This window comes from Myxococcus sp. CA033, assembly GCF_013336625.1.
In the GTDB taxonomy this organism is placed as follows: domain Bacteria; phylum Myxococcota; class Myxococcia; order Myxococcales; family Myxococcaceae; genus Myxococcus; species Myxococcus llanfairpwllgwyngyllgogerychwyrndrobwllllantysiliogogogochensis.
Window position 1 is genome coordinate 386312 of record NZ_JABUMU010000003.1, and the last position, 16619, is coordinate 402930.

12 protein-coding genes are annotated in these 16619 nt (G+C 68.1%); 7 read left to right on the forward strand and 5 right to left on the reverse strand.

Going from position 1 to position 16619, the window contains the following annotated elements; genetic code table 11:
* Positions 1-17 precede the first annotated feature (17 nt).
* The 3 genes from HUA78_RS11860 to HUA78_RS11870 all read left to right on the forward strand — a co-directional run bounded on the left by HUA78_RS11860 (position 18) and on the right by HUA78_RS11870 (position 2771).
* On the forward strand, positions 18-731 hold the full coding sequence (locus HUA78_RS11860; protein WP_174468063.1) for a hypothetical protein: 714 nt from the start codon (positions 18-20) through the stop codon (positions 729-731).
* A 93-nt stretch (positions 732-824) separates the two neighbouring features.
* Positions 825-2168, forward strand: coding sequence for a TIGR00366 family protein (locus tag HUA78_RS11865; RefSeq protein WP_174457444.1), 1344 nt, complete (start codon positions 825-827; stop codon positions 2166-2168).
* A gap of 93 nt (positions 2169-2261) precedes the next feature.
* A complete protein-coding gene (locus HUA78_RS11870) occupies positions 2262-2771 on the forward strand; it encodes a hypothetical protein (protein WP_141641836.1) in 510 nt (169 codons plus the stop codon).
* Positions 2772-2876: 105 nt separating this feature from the next.
* Here the strand turns inward: HUA78_RS11870 and HUA78_RS11875 are convergent, their stop codons facing one another.
* The 4 genes from HUA78_RS11875 to HUA78_RS11890 all read right to left on the reverse strand — a co-directional run bounded on the left by HUA78_RS11875 (position 2877) and on the right by HUA78_RS11890 (position 10052).
* Positions 2877-4688: a DUF4397 domain-containing protein gene (locus HUA78_RS11875; RefSeq protein WP_174476301.1), complete on the reverse strand. Its 1812-nt coding sequence runs from the start codon at positions 4686-4688 to the stop codon at positions 2877-2879.
* 53 nt (positions 4689-4741) lie between these two features.
* Complete coding sequence (locus HUA78_RS11880; RefSeq protein ID WP_174476302.1) at positions 4742-7516, reverse strand: hypothetical protein; 2775 nt, start codon at positions 7514-7516, stop codon at positions 4742-4744.
* A gap of 203 nt (positions 7517-7719) precedes the next feature.
* Positions 7720-8760: a Virginiamycin B lyase gene (locus HUA78_RS11885; RefSeq protein ID WP_254613967.1), complete on the reverse strand. Its 1041-nt coding sequence runs from the start codon at positions 8758-8760 to the stop codon at positions 7720-7722.
* 134 nt (positions 8761-8894) lie between these two features.
* Positions 8895-10052 (reverse strand): substrate-binding domain-containing protein, encoded by a 1158-nt coding sequence (locus tag HUA78_RS11890; protein WP_174457447.1) that lies wholly within the window; start codon positions 10050-10052, stop codon positions 8895-8897.
* 826 nt (positions 10053-10878) lie between these two features.
* On the opposite strand from HUA78_RS11890, the gene HUA78_RS11895 reads away from it, so the two are divergent.
* Positions 10879-11964 carry a hypothetical protein gene (locus HUA78_RS11895; protein WP_254623671.1) on the forward strand — a complete coding sequence of 362 codons (1086 nt, stop codon included), beginning with the start codon at positions 10879-10881 and terminating at the stop codon, positions 11962-11964.
* A 290-nt stretch (positions 11965-12254) separates the two neighbouring features.
* A complete protein-coding gene (locus HUA78_RS11900; protein ID WP_141649347.1) occupies positions 12255-14783 on the forward strand; it encodes a sodium-translocating pyrophosphatase in 2529 nt (842 codons plus the stop codon).
* A gap of 69 nt (positions 14784-14852) precedes the next feature.
* On the opposite strand, the gene HUA78_RS11905 is transcribed toward HUA78_RS11900, so the two are convergent.
* Complete coding sequence (locus tag HUA78_RS11905) at positions 14853-15407, reverse strand: hypothetical protein (RefSeq protein ID WP_174457449.1); 555 nt, start codon at positions 15405-15407, stop codon at positions 14853-14855.
* Between the two features lie 253 nt (positions 15408-15660).
* On the opposite strand from HUA78_RS11905, the gene HUA78_RS11910 reads away from it, so the two are divergent.
* Positions 15661-15864 carry a cold-shock protein gene (locus HUA78_RS11910; protein ID WP_015346287.1) on the forward strand — a complete coding sequence of 68 codons (204 nt, stop codon included), beginning with the start codon at positions 15661-15663 and terminating at the stop codon, positions 15862-15864.
* Between the two features lie 96 nt (positions 15865-15960).
* Entirely contained in the window at positions 15961-16527 is a 567-nt protein-coding gene (locus HUA78_RS11915; RefSeq protein ID WP_174457450.1) for a DUF99 family protein, read from the forward strand.
* The last annotated feature ends 92 nt before the right edge of the window (positions 16528-16619 follow it).

A 16619-nucleotide genomic window follows, 5' to 3' on the forward strand; every position in this document is an offset into this window, starting at 1 on the left:
GAATCGGAGGGGTCATCATGAGACAGGTGAGCAGACGAAGAGTCCTGGGAGGAGTCGCCGCGGCCCTCCTTCTCGGGCTGGGAGGCGGCTGTAGCTCCAGCCACTCCCACAAGAAGGTGGAGACCGCGAAGGTGGAGGACTCCTGGATGGCGCGGGTGCCTCCCGACCAGATGGAGGACGTGCGTCAGGCCCAGCTCGTCGTGAGCACGGCGGAGGAACAACAGGAGCGGGCGAACGTGTCCGTGGAGGACGGCAAGCGAGACCTGCAGGTGGCACAGGGGCGCGAGCAGGCCGCGGAGGCTCGCCAGCAGGCCTCGGTGGATGCGCTGTCGGCGGCCCAGGAGACGGGGCAGGCGGACGCCATCGACCTGGCGCAGAACGACCTGGCGCAGGCCAACACGGAGCTCGCCGCCGCGAAGGCGGAGACGGCCCTGAATGAGAAGACCGTCACCACGCGCGAGTCGGTGGTGCAGGTGCGGGAGCGCGAGCGGGATGTCGCGAACGCGGAGCTGGCGCAGGCCCGCTTCCTCACCCTCCAGCGCACCGGAGACGTCCGAGCACAGGAGGTGGACGGCGATGAGCTCGCGCGGAATCTCGAGGAGGCACGCGCCAAGGCTCGGGACGCCGGGGACCAGGTGGACGCGAACATCACGGAACAGGAGCAGGCCCAGGCCACGTGGGAGCAGCTCGACGCGCAGACCCAGGCATACGGCGGCAGCGGCGAGCCGTAGCGCGGTGAGTCAGGCGCCGCGCGGACAACAGTGGTCGCGGCGTGCGGGGATGCCATAGAACGAGGGGCACACCGTCCAGGAGCGCCCGCCCGCGTGGAGACCCTCGTTCGCATCGCCGAAGCCCTCGGTCGCTTCTCCGCGCGCTTCGTGCCCAGCGCCTTCTCCATCGCCGTCCTGCTGAGCCTGCTCACCATGGGGCTCGCCATGGGCTGGGCGGACGCGCCCGCCCCCAAGGTGCTCGACGCCTGGGGCGGCGGCTTCTGGGAGCTGCTCACCTTCTCCATGCAGATGGCGCTGGTGATGTTCACCGGCTACCTGCTGGCGCTCACCACGCCCGTGCGCGCGCTCCTGGAGAAGGTCTCCGGACTGGCGCGCACGCCGCGCGGCGCCGTGGCGATGATGGCCTTCGTCTCCATGGCGCTGGCGTACATCAACTGGGGCCTGTCCCTGGTCGCCAGCGCCATGCTGGTGCGCTACGTCGCGCGGCGCAGGCCGGACGTGGACTACCGGCTGCTCGTCGCGTGCGCGTACTTCGGCCTGGGCGCGACGTGGCACGCGGGCCTGTCCGCCTCCGCGCCGCTGCTGGTGGCCACGCCGGGCCACTTCCTGGAGAAGAGCATCGGCCTCATCCCCATCGACCGGACCCTCTTCTCCACCTTCAACGTGGTGCTCACCGTGTCCGTCGTCGCCGGCCTCACGCTGCTCGCGTGGGCGCTGCACCCAAAGCCCGAACACGTGGTGCGCGTGGACCCGGCCGTGCTGGAGAAGCTCGGAGACTTCGTCCCGCCCGAGCGCCCCGCGGAGAAGAGCCTGGCCATCTGGCTGGACCACGCGCGGCTGCTCAACGTCATCTTCGGCGTGCTGGGCCTGCTGTGGCTTTCCCGCTACCTGTGGCTGAACGGCGGCTGGCGCGCGCTCAACCTCAACGTGGTGAACTTCACCTTCCTGGTGCTCGCGGTGCTGCTGCACGGCACCCCCGCGCGGCTCATCAAGGCGGCGGAGGAGGCCGGGAGCGTGCTGCACGGCATCGTCCTCCAGTTCCCGCTCTACGCGGGCATCTACGGCATCTTCAAGGCCACGGGCCTCACGGACCGCATCGGCGAATTGTTCGTGTCGCTGTCCACGAAGGAGACGTTCCCCGCCGTCGTCTATCTGTACAGCGGCGTGGTGAACTACTTCGTCCCCTCGGGCGGCTCCAAGTGGGCCATCGAGGCGCCCTACCTCCTCGACGCGGCCAGTCGACTGGGCGTCGCGCCGGAGAAGGTGGTCCTCGCGTATGCGTGGGGCGACATGGCCACCGACCTCATCCAGCCCTTCTGGGCGCTGCCGCTGCTGGCCGTCGCGCGGCTCGAGTTCAAGGACATCCTCGGCTTCCTGCTGGTGGCCTTCCTCGTGTACCTGCCGTTGGTGACGCTGGCCTTCTTCCTTCTCGGGTGAGGCTGGGCGAGGGCCGCGCCTTTCGTGCTACACAGGGCCCAGGCCGGCCGGGGAAGGCCGGCTCGAACTCACCGAACGAGGGGACCCCGAAACATGAAGAAGCTTCTGACGCGGAGCATGGTGTGCGCGGTGCTGGGGATGTCGTCGCTGGCCTTGGCGCAGGACGCGGCGCCGGAGGCTCCGGCCAAGGAGCCCGCGAAGGCGCCGAGCGCCGACGCGGTGCGTGACACCTGGAACTACTTCTACAACGGCCAGAAGCAAGGTCCTGTGCTGGTGGAGGCCAAGCTCTGTACGGAGGTGGCCAAGGACGGCCCCAACAAGTACGAGTGCATCGCCGAGGTCGGCGCCGAGGGCATCAAGGCGAACACCACCGTGATGCTGTGGCAGGCCTACCTGGTGCCCCAGGGCGACTCCTACGAGGACGTCATGGTGCAGACCAAGCAGGGCGCGGTGGTGCGCGAGACGAAGGACGTGAAGCTCAAGGGCGACGGCTGGCGCGCGCGGCAGTGGACGGGCGTGCGACTGAACAAGCCCGGCACCTGGACCGTGACGGTGATGCGCGGCGACCAGGTCCTCAAGGAGCTGCAGGTCAAGGTGAACTAGTCTCCGGAAGGCCCGTCACCGGGCTTCCAGAAACACGCGACGCCCGCCGGTGGCCAGAACAGGCCCCGAGCGGGCGTCGGTGTTTTCAGCGTCAGGCCTTCCGGCTCATGGCGCGGGTGTCAGCGGGCTGAAGAACGGGTCGTTCGGCGCGGACGGGCTCCAGGCATTCACGCGGGTGTTGATGGCGCGGTACGTGAGGGTGTTCTCCCACTCTCCGATGAGGACGAGGAAGGTGGGCGTGCCCAGCACGCGGCCCCGGATGGTGCGCTCGATGGGCGTCGCGTCCGCGGTCCTCAAGCCGAGCCAGGTGTAGACCGGCGTCGTCGTGGACACGGGCGGAGAGAACGCCGCGCCCGTGGCGGGCTGCGTGGCCGTGGCGAAGGTCGCCCCCGTGAAGAGCGGCGTGAAGACCTCCCGGCTGGAGCCGTCGGCCTGGAACGAATAGGAGCCGAAGGTGAGTGGCGCAGGCGAGCTGGCCGAGCAGTGGATGAAGCGCAGGAACGGTGACTGCGCGCCCTCCGCCGAGAACTCGTCCCTGACAACCGTGAGCGTGGGCGAAGCCTCCACCCGGCCACACAGCACGCCCAGGTAGCGACGACCCGCCTCCAGGGGACCTGTGGCCGCGCCCTCCAGCACCCCTTGCCCGGGCTGGCCATTCACCGTGAAGCGCAGCGAGAAGCCCGCGGTCGACACCGGCAGGTCCGCCACCTTTGGCGCGGCGCCGTAGGCCATGGCGGTCGCGATGTTCGACGAACCGCGGATGGCCTGGAGCTGCGGCGTCGTCCCTCCGACGGTGGCTGGCAGCAGGCCGTTGAACAAGTACACGAGCGGGCCACGCTGGAAGCGCGCGACCGTGTTCTCCTTCGCGGTCACGAACAACAACGCGGGAGCCCCTTCGTCCGAGAGGGTGCGTCGGTCCTCGCCGGTGTTGATGGCGTAGTACGCCTTGCCCTCCGTCAGCGTCCCGTCCGCCAGGGAGTAGAACAGCCAGCCGCTCTGGGCGGGCGCGAAGATGGGCGAGGTTCCAATGACAGCCACGCGCTTCGTGTCGACGGGGACCAGAACGCCTTGCTCGACGACATCCGCCGAGTACGCATCCACGCTGTTGTTCTCGTAGGGTTCGCCCGCCTCGTTCGCGAGACGGCGCCTGGCCGAGGCCGAGAGGACCCGGTCCGCGGACATGAAGCGCACGTGCACGTTCCCCGGCTGCGCGGAGAGGGTCAACGCATGGTCCCTGAGCACCACGAGCCTGGGCTTGTCCGGGCGCTCCTGCCCGACCTGGAGCAGCGAGCCGGCACCGACGACGGTCACCCACTCGTCATCCGCCAGGGTGACTTCCGCCAGGGCCGCGAGGTCCGGGGCCTCCGACGTGCCTTCCGCGTCCCGAGCCACCACGCGCACGCTCTGGGTGGGCCCCGTCAGGATGACCTCCCGGAACTCCGACACGGCCGCCGCGCCTGCCTTCACCACCGGGAAGGTCTCCGCGTCGCCCACGCGCAGGGTGACGTGGAAGGGCTCCCACGGCCGGTCCGCCACGTCGGTGGGGTTGTTCTTCAATCCGACGAAGGCATTGATGAAGCGCACGTGCGCTCGGAAATCGGGAGGGCCCGCGTCGGGAGGGCCCGCGTCCTCACCGCCATCCGTTGGAGTGGGCCCCCCGTCCTCTCCACCATCCGTCGACGTGGGGCCGCCGTCCTCTCCGCCATCCACGGGGGGATGGCCGCCGTCGCAACCACCCTGCCCTCCGTCACAGCCCGCATCCACCGGAGGCGCGCCACTGTCTCGCCCGGCGTCGTATCCCGAGTCGACACTCCCGGAGTCCGGCGGCCCCTCGTCATCATCTCCACAACCGGTGACGCCCACCCCGAGGGCGAGTCCCACCATCAACAGCCACGAACCCAGGACGTTTCTCTTCACGTTGACGCTCCGGAGGAATCGACTCGCTGAAGGACTCACAGGGACGGCGCGGCTCATGGCGCCACCTGTCGCTCACACTCGGTCCGCAGGGGGTAGATGGCGCCCGGTCCCTTGGACAGCTCATCGCGCAGGTAGAAGTACGCCATCACCCCCACGTTGAACTGCGCGCGCTGAAGCCACTCACCCAGCGCGGGCTCCTGACCCGCCCGGACCGCGTCCGTCAGCGGGTTGTCGAGCGAGCAGACCTCTTCCCACATGCGCACGCCGCCAATGGCGTTGCGGTTGCCGCTCGGAGGCTCGGCGGAGGCCGTGCCGAAGTTGCCCGTGCGGATGAGGTCGCAGGCGCCGCGCCCGGCGCCCAGCATGTTCGCGCCCCACTTGCTCCAGTCCGACGTGCGCGGGGAGAAGTCGATGTCCACCTCTCCGTATTTGATCCACGCGCTCATGAACTCCGGAGTGAACTGGACCGCCGTCCCACCGGAGGCCATGTACGCCAGGTAGCGCGCGCCCCCGTGCGGGTTGATGCTGTCGAACCGCGTCAGGTGGGAGACGCCATCCCTGGAGCCGAACAGGCCGGCGACGAGGTTGGCCACTCGACCGCCATTGAGCGCCACCAACACCTTCGCCGCGCCCGTCTGTCCATCTCCCACGCGGCCGTGGCAGTTGGAGCAGATGCCCTGGAAGGCCGTCGCGCCCGGCGTCGTGTAGTAGAGTTCGCCCCAGGGCGCCCGGGGATTGCCCAGCGCATTCACCATCCACTTGTCGCGCGAGTCATTCCAGGGGTCATGCCCCGCCGGAGGACTGTCGCGCTGCGGGAAGCGGCAGGTGCGCTTGGGCAACCACCAGTTGGTGGGGAAGAGCTTCCTGGCGAGCTGCTCGTGCCGCTCGGTGATGGCGTATCGGGTGAGGTACTCGAACTCTCCCTGTCCGACGGCGTCCTTCCAGGCGGGATTGCGCGGCTCGTAGGGGACCTTGTCGGTGAAGTCCTCGGCAATCCACTGCACGTCCGCGGGGTCCGTACACGCGCCAGCCACGACGGTGTCCGCCTGACGCAGGCGCGCCTGCCGGGCTTCGGCCTGCTGGGCGGGCGGCAGGAGCTTGTCGGCGGGCCAGTCCAGCGCCGCGATGTAGCGCGCCACCAGCAGCGAGGCCCGGCAGTCCTTGCCCGGCACGTTGGTGGGCATGTGGATGACGCGAGCATCCGTGTCCCGCGCCACGCGCTGGTAGAGCGTGCTGGAGGGCGTGCGCAAAAGCAGGTCCTGCGAGTAGTCCTTCACCTCGCAGTCCACATAGACACGCTGGCCGTTGCTCTCCTTCACGCCGCACGGCTTCCAGCCGAAGAGGACGCCGCCCGCGGAGAAATCCAGCGAGGCGATGGCGGGGTTGCTCCGCACCGCGAAGCCGTTGGGGTTGTGGCACTGGCCGCAGTTGCCGACGAAGTAGCCCTGCAGCTCCAGCGTGGCCTTGTGGGCCTCCGGTGAAGGGGCCTCCGCCTGCGCCGCCTCGGCGAAGCGCTCCAGCCGGGGCAGGGACGTCTCCAGCGCCTCCAACTGGCGGTAGGCGGGCACGCCGGTGATGACGCCGTAGCGCACCAGCCGGTCCATCTGGTTCAGCTCGTCCTCGTCAATCAGTGCCTTCGCATCCACCCCGGCCTCGCCAGGGGCCCGGCGGTTGAGCTGCAGGGGGGTGAAGCCCAGGATGAAGTTCTGGGCCTCGGAACCGGTGTGGCACTGGATGCACCGGTGGGCGCCCGGAATCGCGTAGTTGCGCGTGGCGCCGCCAATCTCATACGCCTTGTAGACGAGCACGCGGTCGGAGAAGGGCTCGTTGTTCCGGTAGCGCAGGTCATGCAGCTCCGCCACAGTCTCGTCCTCGTTCCAGAGGTACGTACCGAAGAGCGATTGGTTCCAGGGCTCGCGGACGATGATGAGCCGCGTCTCCATCTTCCGGTAGCGCCGCTGACCCTGGAGGTCCGTCACCGACTTGAAGAACGTCTTGTAGAAGCGCGTGTTGGGCGGGATGTGGAACTTCTGCGTCTGCTCGTCGTACCGGATGGACTGTCCTTGTGGCACATGGACCAGTCGCAGCTTCTTGGCGTTGTCGGAGAAGAGCGGATAGGTGGGCGCGAAGGCCACGGTGCCGTGGTCGGCCAGCGTGTCCGCGTCGAACGTCACGATGTCGCTGTCGGTCTCCGACAGGAAGCGGGGCAGCTTCGTGAGCCCGGCGAAGAAGGTGTCCTTCTGCGGGTCGCTTCCCAGCGGATGGTCCTTGGCGACCTGGGGGATGCAGTTGCCAATGTCCGTCAGCGAGTCGCCCACCTCCCGCGCCACGGTGACGCCGCCCTCCGAGCTGGCCTCGCACACGACGGGGAACGTGCCTGTCGGCGAGCCCCGGGCAAGCCAGGCATTGAGCGCGCAGGACAGCTCCACCGCCTCCTTGAGCTGCTGGGGCGAGGCCCTGGGCGGCATCTCTCCTTGAGAGGCTTTCAGGGCCATCCGCGCGCCGTCGCGTTTGAGGCCCTCCAGGTCCGCCGTGTACTGGAAACCTCCCTGGATGTTCGGAGGCAGATGACAGGAGGCACACTGCGTTCCCACGCGCGCCAGCAGGTTGTCGAAGTTCTCCGTCACCGGCGCCCGGGTGGCGGCCCGCCGCAGGGGAATCTTCTCGCTGGAGCGCGCCGGGGTGCAGCCGCGCTGGAAGGGAGGCACCACCACGGGCACCTCCACCACGCCCGCCGGCTCCGACGTACATGCCAGCAAGGCGGGGAAGAACGACAGACACACCACCAGCACGCGGCCTGGGGCAGGCCCCATCCGAGTCATCCCCATGTTGATGTCCCTCCCGCATCCCCTTGGATGCACCGTGGTCGCCCCCAGGCCCTCCGAGTCATGTCAGACACGGAGGACCTGCCAGGATGGGTGCACCCTAGCCGTGGGTTCCGACAGGGAATGACAAGTCCTTGCAACAAAATCAGACACCACCCCGCACACCCGGAAGCATGTCTGTCTCGGAATCGTCACGCCCCGGAACGTCAGGGAACGGCGATGGCGCGCAGCTTCCCGAGCTTGTGGCCACCGCGCTCGGTGAACCAGACATGCGCGTCCAGGCACCAGTTGCCCGGAGGCGCGATGACGATGCCAGACGGTCGGCTGCCGGGCGTGGGCAGGGCGAACTCGGTGATGGCGCCCGCGTAGGTGATGCGGCCAATGCGGTTGCCCGCGAGCTGGGTGAACCAGAGCTGGCCATCCGGCCCCAGGGCGATGGCGTTCGGCTGGCTTCCGGCGGTGGGGAGCGGGAACTCCGTCACCACGCCGTCCGGGGTGATGCGGCCAATCTGGTTGGCGGCCTGCTGCGTGAACCAGAGATTGCCATCCAGGCCCGCGACGATGGAGGACGGCGAGGAGCGCTCGGTGAGCAGGGCGAACTCGGTGATGACACCCTCGAAGGAGATGGAGCCGACCTTGTTGGCCGCCTGCTCGACGAACCACAGATTTCCGTCGAAGCCCTGGGTGATGGCGCGCGGCTGGGCGGCGGGGGTGGGCAGCGCGAACCCGGTGATTTCACCCGAGGGGGTGATGCGGCCAATGCGGTTGCCAATGACCTCCGTGAACCAGACGTTGCCGTCCAGACCCGCGGCGATGCCAGCCGGGCTGGCGCCCCGGTTGGGCAGAGGGAACTCCGTCACCACGCCGGCCGGGGTGATGCGGCCAATCTGGTTGGCGGCCAGCTCCGTGAACCAGAGGTTGCCATCGAAGCCAGCGGCAATCTGCTGCACGCCCGCGCCAGTGGTGGGCAGGGAGAACTCGGAGATGGCGCCAGCGCGGGTGGCTCGGCCAATCTTTCCGGAGCCAGCCTGCGTGTACCAGAGCGCCAGGTCGGGCCCCAGGGTGATGCTCAGCGGGCCCGCGCCGGTGGACAGGGAAATCTCCTCGACGTCGCCCACGGCGCCACGCGAATCACGACACACCCAGGGCGCCGCGTGGAGGTCCGAGGCCAGCGCGGGAGCGCCGAGCCAGGAGGTGGAGAGCAACAACAGGGAGGAGCGGAACAGGACGCGAAGCTGAGAGCGCATGGTGGATGGGGCTTTCGTCTGACACAGGTGGGCGCGGAGGGTCTTCCCTCCACGAGAGACGGGCCGGAGAGGCAGACAGGTGCCCTCCGGCCCGAAGCATTCAGTGACAAAGACTGTCGAGGCGTGACGTCACATCAGATGCCGGAGCAGAGTCCCGCGCCACGGCCCAGGTTGCCGCCGCAGGCCAGCGGCGTCAGGAGCTCTTCAGGCGCGCACGCGATGAAGCCCTGCTGCGTCAGGATCTCCTCGAACTCGGTCGAGTTGGTGTCGTAGATCCACTCGTAGAGGACGCCCTCCTCGAACGACTTGGCGCGGTTGACGTTCTCGTTCAGGAAGATGCGGCGAGAGAGAGGATAGACATCCGTCGCGCCAGACTGCAGCAGCTTGCGCACGTTGGCTTCGCTGGGAGCAATATACTTGCTGGTCGTCGGGGTGATGGGGGCCACGGCCTTCAGGTGGAGCTTGTCGTTGCCGGTCTGCGTGGCCGAGTCACCGGCGTAGGCGATGGCGTTGTTGTTGCTCACCGTCAGCTTGCCGATGCAGGTGGTGGCGCTGTCCGAGGACGTGCAGGGGCTGGGGTTGGAGACAGAGCCGTCGACGATGACGGTGATGCCAGGACAGAAGGTGCCGCCCTTGAGCAGCGACTTGAACGTGTCGGTGGTGCCGGAGAGGTCATCGCGGCGGTACTTGACGATGGTGGCGGACGGCTGACCGAACGCGTTCCAGTTGGTGGGGCACGCACCGGTGATGGCGACGCCAGCGCTGTCGGTGGCGAAGAAGATGCGGCGCAGCTCCTCCGTGGTGAGGCCCTTCTCCACGCCGGAACTGGGGTCGAAGTCGGGGAACAGCGCGAACCGTGCCGACGACACGAACGCGCTCACCGCGTCCAGGGCGATGGTGTTGCTGCGCTCCCCAGGGCAGCAGGCGCCCGTCGCCGTGCCGCTCACACAGGCCGCACCCGACGCCGTCTTCGGCGCCGCGAAGTCACGCGACATGGGGGCCAGCGTCTGCGCCCCCGAGCCGCAGAAGCCGCTGGAGCCCACGCCATTGCGCAGGCAGGCCTCGCCCACGCCAGAACCCTTGCCCTCGATGTTCAGCCCGGCACCCGACTGGATGTTGGCCGCGATGAGGGCCTCCTTCAGCGTGTCCGAACCATGGAAGTTCGGAATGGCCAGCGACGCCTTCTGCTCCACCGCTTGGGCAGTCTGAGCCCCCGCGCCGGACTGACCTCCACAACCCACGACCGACATGGCAACCACCGTGGCGGACATCACCCACTTCATGCTGTTCATGGACGGCTCCTTGGCTGCTGTGCTGGATTCAACGCAACGCAAGGTGCCTGAATGGACAGACAATCACTGACTCAACTCTGTCAAATCTTGGCCAGCGTCACGTCACGCCAGCACTGACACGCGAAACCCAATTCGTTGCATGTTCGTGTTTTTCATCGAATCGTGATGTTCGCATCCGCCCCGTCACCCGCCTTGTCCACGCGCCGGGATGAAACCGAGTCCCTCACGACGCCTGTCATCCCCAGGACAGATGAGGGCCACGCGCCACGCCCACCTGCCTGCTCGAAGCGCTACAGGCCTGTCTGCCTTCCGGCCGGGCGCGTCGTTTTTCCTCCAGCGTTGGCTGGTGGACAGGGATTTTTTCAGGAGAACGAACACCTTTCTCGTCCCCCAGGCCGGGGTCCCTCTCGCGCCCAGAGGGAAGCGCCTTTCGGAAGGACTGCTGGCAATCACCTTGCAGAAGCGTCCCCGCGGTTGAAGGGCAGGGGGTCGTCGGGGGTCGGGGGCGGGAGAGGTCGGGGCGGGCATGGTCGGGTGGCGTTGGGTGAGCGTGGTGTGTCTGATGGGTCCTCTCCTCGCGGCGTGCGGGGAGCAAGCCCTGGCGGCTCCACGTGCTCCGGGCTTGAGGGTGGCGGCGGCGGCGGAAGGAACAAACGAGGGCGAGGGGGTCATGGCGTGGTCGCGCCCGTTGGCGAACGGGGACAGCGAGGCGCCACACGCGGTGACGGCCCCCAACGGGGACGTCCTCGTCGCGGCGACATACCGAGAGCCTTTGGACGTGGGGGGCGGCCCCCTGCCTTTCAACCGGAGTGCAGCCAGAGCTCACATGATGGTGGCGCGCTTCTCCCCGGACGGGGCCCTGCGCTGGGCGCATGGGCTCGTACCAGGTGAGGGCACGTCCAACGCGCGCGTGGGCGGACTCGTCATCGACACCCAGGGCAGGGTCTGGCTGGGCGGCGCCTCCGCGGGCTCCCAGTGGGGCACCGCGCGCCTGCCGGACGGGCCGTTCGTCGCGCGCCTGTCGGCCGAGGGCGCCGTCGAACACGTGAAGGGCTTCGCGGGTGAGGGCACGCTCACCGTGCACGCCGTCGCCCGGGACGACGCGGGCGTGGTGGTGGTGGGAGACTTCTCCGGGGCGCGGGACTTCGGCGACGCCGTGCGCGAGCCACCCGATGGCGAGCGGGGCGCCTTCGTGGTGCGGCTGGGCGCGGACGCCCACACGCGCTGGAGCCGCGTCTGGTCCGCGGGGCCACAGGGCCTCCTGACGGCGCGCGCGACGGCGGTGGATGCCTTCGGCGGCATCTATATTGGTGGCGCATACGCGGGCGCGGTGTGCTTCGGCGGAGGCTCGTTCCTCACCGTGCGCCAACGCACGCCCTTCGTCCTCAAGCTTCATCCGGATGGCACCCACGCGTGGAGCCGGGACTTCCGAGGCGCCACCGGAGCTGTCTCCGCGCTGGCGGTCGGCCCGGACCGCGTCTTCGTCGCGGGCTCCTTCTCCACCCGCTTCTATTTTCAGAACAAACCTCATGACGCGGGCGCCCATCACGGCTTCGTGGCGGCCTTCAACGCGGAAGGCCAAGAGCGCTGGGCGCGCTCCTTCGCCGCCACCGCCACGGCGCTCGCCACGGATGACGCGGGACAGCTCACGCTCACCGGCACCCATGACGGAGGACTGGATTTGGGCCGGGCGCCTTCTCCCGCTGGCCTCTATGTCGCCCGCCTCCTGTCCGAAAAGGGAGACTCCCTTTGGGTGCGAGGCTTCTCCAGTCCCCTCCCCCCGACAGCCCGCTCGGTGTCAGTGGATGGATCTGGCAATACCCTGGTCGCTGTCGCGCTGCGGCGCGCCCAACCTGTGGGAACCCCTTACCCGCATCCCCAGGATGGCTTTCTGTTCAGTCTGCGCCCCTGACATACACACACCACCTGACGGGTTGCGGGGCCCCCAGCTCCCCTCATAGTTGGATCAGGTTGTGGACAAACACACCCCGGAATTCGACTTTCAGCGCCTGTCCATGCTATTCGCGAGCCCGCCTTCAGGCGTGTGACGTTGCACCCTGAAGGGCGAGGCTGTGCTGAAGCGTCGGCGCGCGGCAACTTCGCTCGCAGGCGGCCAACCCCTCGACACCACTCCCTGTTCACTCCGGGGCGCGGCGTTGTGGGCCGCGCTTTGGACGAGCCTCTGTGAGGAGTTGCACCCCCATGACACGCACTGTTCCACGGATGGACGCCCTGCGTAGGGGCGTCACTGGTGTCGCCGCCAGGGCCCTCGGGCTGCTGACGGTGTTCGCATCCAGCGTCGCCCACGCCAGTGAGGCGGACCTCGTTCTCCCTGACTTCGCCTCCAAGTCATTCTTTGGCGGCAGCATCAACGGACACCAACTGTTGCTCTCCGGCATCGCGGTCTGCGTGATCGGACTGGTGTTCGGTTTCATGCAGTACGCCTCGCTCAAGAACCTGCCCGTGCACCGGGCGATGCTCGAGATTTCCGAGCTCATCTATGAGACGTGCAAGACGTACCTGATGACGCAGTTGAAGTTCATCGCCGTGCTGTGGGCGCTCATCGCCGTGGTGATGGTGGGTTACTTCGGGTTCCTGCGTCACATGGGCGTGGACCGCGTGGTCATCATCCTGGTGGCGAGCCTCGTGGGCATCGCCGGCTCGTGTGGCGTCGCGTGGTTCGGCATCCGCGTCAACACGTTCGCCAACAGCCGCACCGCCTTCGCCAGCTTGCGAGGCAAGCCCTACCCCACGTACGCCATTCCGCTGCAGGCGGGTATGTCCATCGGCATGGTGCTCATCAGCACCGAGCTGTTGCTGATGCTCGCCATCCTGCTCTTCATCCCGGCGGACTTCGCGGGCGCGTGCTTCATCGGCTTCGCCATCGGCGAGTCGCTGGGCGCCTCCGCGCTGCGCATCGCGGGCGGCATCTTCACGAAGATCGCCGACATCGGGTCCGACCTGATGAAGATTGTCTTCAAAATCAAGGAAGACGACGCGCGCAACCCGGGCGTCATCGCGGACTGCACCGGCGACAACGCCGGCGACAGTGTGGGCCCCTCGGCGGACGGCTTCGAGACCTACGGCGTGACGGGCGTGGCGCTCATCACCTTCATCCTGCTGGCCGTGGGCGAGGGCTTCCGCGTCGAGCTGCTGGTCTGGATTTTCGTGATGCGCATCGTGATGGTGCTCGCGTCGCTGGCGGCCTACGGCCTGAACAACCTGTACCAGTCCGCCAAGTACAAGAACGCGGACCACATGAACTTCGAGCACCCGCTCACCGCGCTGGTGTGGGTGACGTCGCTCATCTCCGTGGCGCTGACCTTCCTGGTCAGCTACCTGCTCATCCCCACCCTGAACGGCGACCCGACGCTGTGGTGGAAGCTGTCGCTCATCATCAGCTGCGGCACGCTGGCGGGCGCCATCATCCCGGAGGCCATCAAGGTCTTCACCTCCACGGAGAGCCGTCACGTTCGCGAGGTCGTCACGGCCAGCCGCGAGGGTGGCGCATCCCTGAACGTCATCTCCGGTCTGGTCGCGGGTAACTTCTCCGCGTACTGGATGGGTCTCATCATCGCCGGCCTGATGGGCCTGGCGTTCTGGTTCAGCGGCTCCGGCGTGCCCGGCGCGGACGTGGGCCAGTTGATGATTGCAGCCCCCGTGTTCGCCTTCGGCCTCGTCGCCTTCGGCTTTTTGGGCATGGGCCCGGTCACCATCGCCGTGGACTCCTACGGCCCGGTGACGGACAACGCGCAGAGCGTCTACGAGCTGTCGCTCATCGAGAACGTCCCCGACGTGAAGGCGGAGGTGAAGCGCGACTTCGGCTTCGACCTCGACTTCGAGAAGGGCAAGCAGTTCCTCGAGGAGAACGACGGCGCGGGCAACACCTTCAAGGCCACCGCCAAGCCGGTGCTCATCGGCACGGCCGTCGTCGGCGCCACCACGATGATTTTCTCCATCATCGTGCTGCTCGTCGGCATCACCAACGGCCAGCTCAACACCGAGAAGACGCAGTTCCTCTCGCTGCTGCACGCCCCGTTCCTCCTGGGCCTCATCACCGGCGGCGCCATCATCTACTGGTTCTCCGGCGCGTCCATGCAGGCGGTGTCCACCGGCGCCTACCGCGCGGTGGAGTTCATCAAGGCCAACATCAAGCTGGAGGGCGTGGAGAAGGCCAGCGTGGCCGACTCCAAGAAGGTCGTCGAAATCTGCACCCAGTACGCGCAGAAGGGGATGATCAACATCTTCCTGGCCATCTTCTTCAGCACGCTCGCGTTCGCCTGCCTGGAGCCGTACTTCTTCGTGGGCTACCTCATCTCCATCGCCATCTTCGGCCTCTACCAGGCCGTCTTCATGGCCAACGCCGGTGGCGCCTGGGACAACGCGAAGAAGCTGGTGGAAGTGGAGCTGAAGGCCAAGGGCACGGAGCTGCACGCGGCCTGCGTCGTCGGTGACACCGTCGGCGACCCGTTCAAGGACACGTCCTCCGTGGCGCTCAACCCGGTCATCAAGTTCACCACCCTCTTCGGCCTGCTCGCCGTGGAGCTGGCGGTGGAGCTGGAGGCCGCGGGCCAGGGCAGTCTCACCCGCATCTTCTCCGTGGTGTTCTTCGCCCTGTCGACGGTGTTCGTCTACCGCAGCTTCTACAAGATGCGCATCCAGAGCGTCAGCGGCAACAGCGGCGCGTCGTCCTCCGACGCGAAGCCCCAGGCCGCCGTGAAGACGGCCTGAGCCGTCCACTCACACGCCTGAAGTGATTGAAGCGGCGGGGTGCCCTCACGGGGCCCCGCCGCTTCGCTTTCATGCGCCAATGCCTTCCGGGTCCGTGCGCAGCTCCCCGCCCAGGTGCATGCCCGTCTGGCAGCGGTAGTCCGTCACCAGCGCCACCGCCAGCGACGACAGCCCCAGGAGCACGTGCACCGTGGCGACGACGGGGTGCTTCCGGGCATACCCCAGCACGAAGGGCGCCAGGACCGCCGCCGTGCCGTGGACGTAGTCGAAGATTTCGTGCGCTTCGATGGGGATGAGCCTGGCCAGACTCAGCCGGGCGTCGGTGAACAGGGACACGCCAATGGCCGTCGCCCCCAGCACCCTCCCCGCCCGGCGCGCCCGGCTGTCCCTGGACAGCTGCCCCGACACCATCGCCGCCACGCCTCCCCGGTAGTCCAGCAGGGTGTGGACTTCGGAGGGCACCCACCGGCGCAGGGGGAGCCGCTCGAAGAGGGGCCGGGAGAGGATGCCCGCCCGGGCGCTCTTGTCCGCCACGTGCCGCGCCATCCGGCGGGGCCCCGGCTCCCGGTGAGGCGGGGCGGACACCGGGGGAAGGGTGGGATTCGGAGGGGTCGGCACGGCCATGGGACGCTCCTTTCCAAGGGAAGCCAGGGGCTTCCATGACGGTAGGCACGCATCCCCAGGCGCGCGCGGTGCCTGTCCATCCCCCGGAAGTAGGAATGGCAGCCACCACTCCGCACCCCACCCTGCTGGCAAGCAGCCAAGGGGGCTTCCACTCGGACGGTCGGCCCGGGCAAACTACGTCCCGACTTACGGCCTCTAGTTTCTCAAAGGCCGATAACCGCGGCGCGCCGCACCACCCGAGAGAACGCGATACATGGCAACTGGTACCGTGAAGTGGTTCAACGATGCGAAGGGCTTTGGTTTCATCGTGCAGGACGGTGGCGGTGAGGACGTGTTCGTCCACCACACGGCCATCAACATGGATGGCTTCCGCACGCTGCAGGAAGGCCAGAAGGTGGAGTTCGAGGTCGGCCGCGGCCCCAAGGGCCTGCAGGCGCAGAACGTGCGCGCCGCCTGAAGCGTCCCGACACGGTGTTCCCTGAAGCCCGGCTTCCGCGTGCGCGGGGTCGGGCTTCTTCCTTTCGCGGTCCAAGCTTTGCGAGGCTGACAGGCCATGCGCCTGCCCCGCTTCCCCCGAGTCATCGGCTTCGACGATGCGCCCTTCGCTCGCCGCGCGGGCTCCGCGGTCCAGCTGGCGGGCGTGGTGTGCGCGGGCACGCGCTTCGAGGGGCTCGTCTGGGGACGCGTGCGGCGCGACGGCTGGAACGCCACGCGCGAGGTGTGCCGGCTCCTGGAAGGCGGCAAGTTCCTCCCGCAGCTGCACCTGGTGCTGCTGGACGGCATCGCCTTCGGGGGCTTCAACGTCGTGGACCTGCCGGAGCTGGCGGCGCGTCTGGGCAAACCCTGCGTGGCGGTGATGCGGCGACCTCCGGACCTGGACGCGGTGGAGCGCGCGCTGCGGCGCCTTCCTCGGGCTGATGCACGCTGGGCCAGGCTGCGACGTGCGGGCGACATCCATCAACTGGGCGGCTTCACCTTCCAGGTGCGGGGCGCGGAGCCCTCCTTTGTCGCGGACGCGCTCGCGCTGGTGACGGACAAGGGCCGCGTCCCGGAGGCGCTGCGGCTGGCGCATCTCATCGGCTCGGCCGTCCTCACCGGTGAGAGCAGTCAGCGCGCCTGAGTCATCCCGGACTCGACTTCACATCCGGCGTGGAGCATTCGCGTTGGCGTGGAACGCGCTGTGGGGTGGCGGCAATGTTCCATCGTACTGGG

Excerpts from the sequence above, each read along its gene's own strand:
- HUA78_RS11890 (WP_174457447.1), bottom strand. The coding sequence starts at position 10,052 with ATGAACAGCATGAAGTGGGTGATGTCCGCCACGGTGGTTGCCATGTCG.
- HUA78_RS11885 (WP_254613967.1), bottom strand. The coding sequence starts at position 8,760 with ATGCGCTCTCAGCTTCGCGTCCTGTTCCGCTCCTCCCTGTTGTTGCTC.
- HUA78_RS11905 (WP_174457449.1), bottom strand. The coding sequence starts at position 15,407 with ATGGCCGTGCCGACCCCTCCGAATCCCACCCTTCCCCCGGTGTCCGCC.
- HUA78_RS11880 (WP_174476302.1), bottom strand. The coding sequence starts at position 7,516 with ATGGGGATGACTCGGATGGGGCCTGCCCCAGGCCGCGTGCTGGTGGTG.
- HUA78_RS11895 (WP_254623671.1), top strand. The coding sequence starts at position 10,879 with ATGATGGTGGCGCGCTTCTCCCCGGACGGGGCCCTGCGCTGGGCGCAT.
- HUA78_RS11900 (WP_141649347.1), top strand. The coding sequence starts at position 12,255 with ATGACACGCACTGTTCCACGGATGGACGCCCTGCGTAGGGGCGTCACT.
- HUA78_RS11915 (WP_174457450.1), top strand. The coding sequence starts at position 15,961 with ATGCGCCTGCCCCGCTTCCCCCGAGTCATCGGCTTCGACGATGCGCCC.
- HUA78_RS11910 (WP_015346287.1), top strand. The coding sequence starts at position 15,661 with ATGGCAACTGGTACCGTGAAGTGGTTCAACGATGCGAAGGGCTTTGGT.
- HUA78_RS11870 (WP_141641836.1), top strand. The coding sequence starts at position 2,262 with ATGAAGAAGCTTCTGACGCGGAGCATGGTGTGCGCGGTGCTGGGGATG.
- HUA78_RS11860 (WP_174468063.1), top strand. The coding sequence starts at position 18 with ATGAGACAGGTGAGCAGACGAAGAGTCCTGGGAGGAGTCGCCGCGGCC.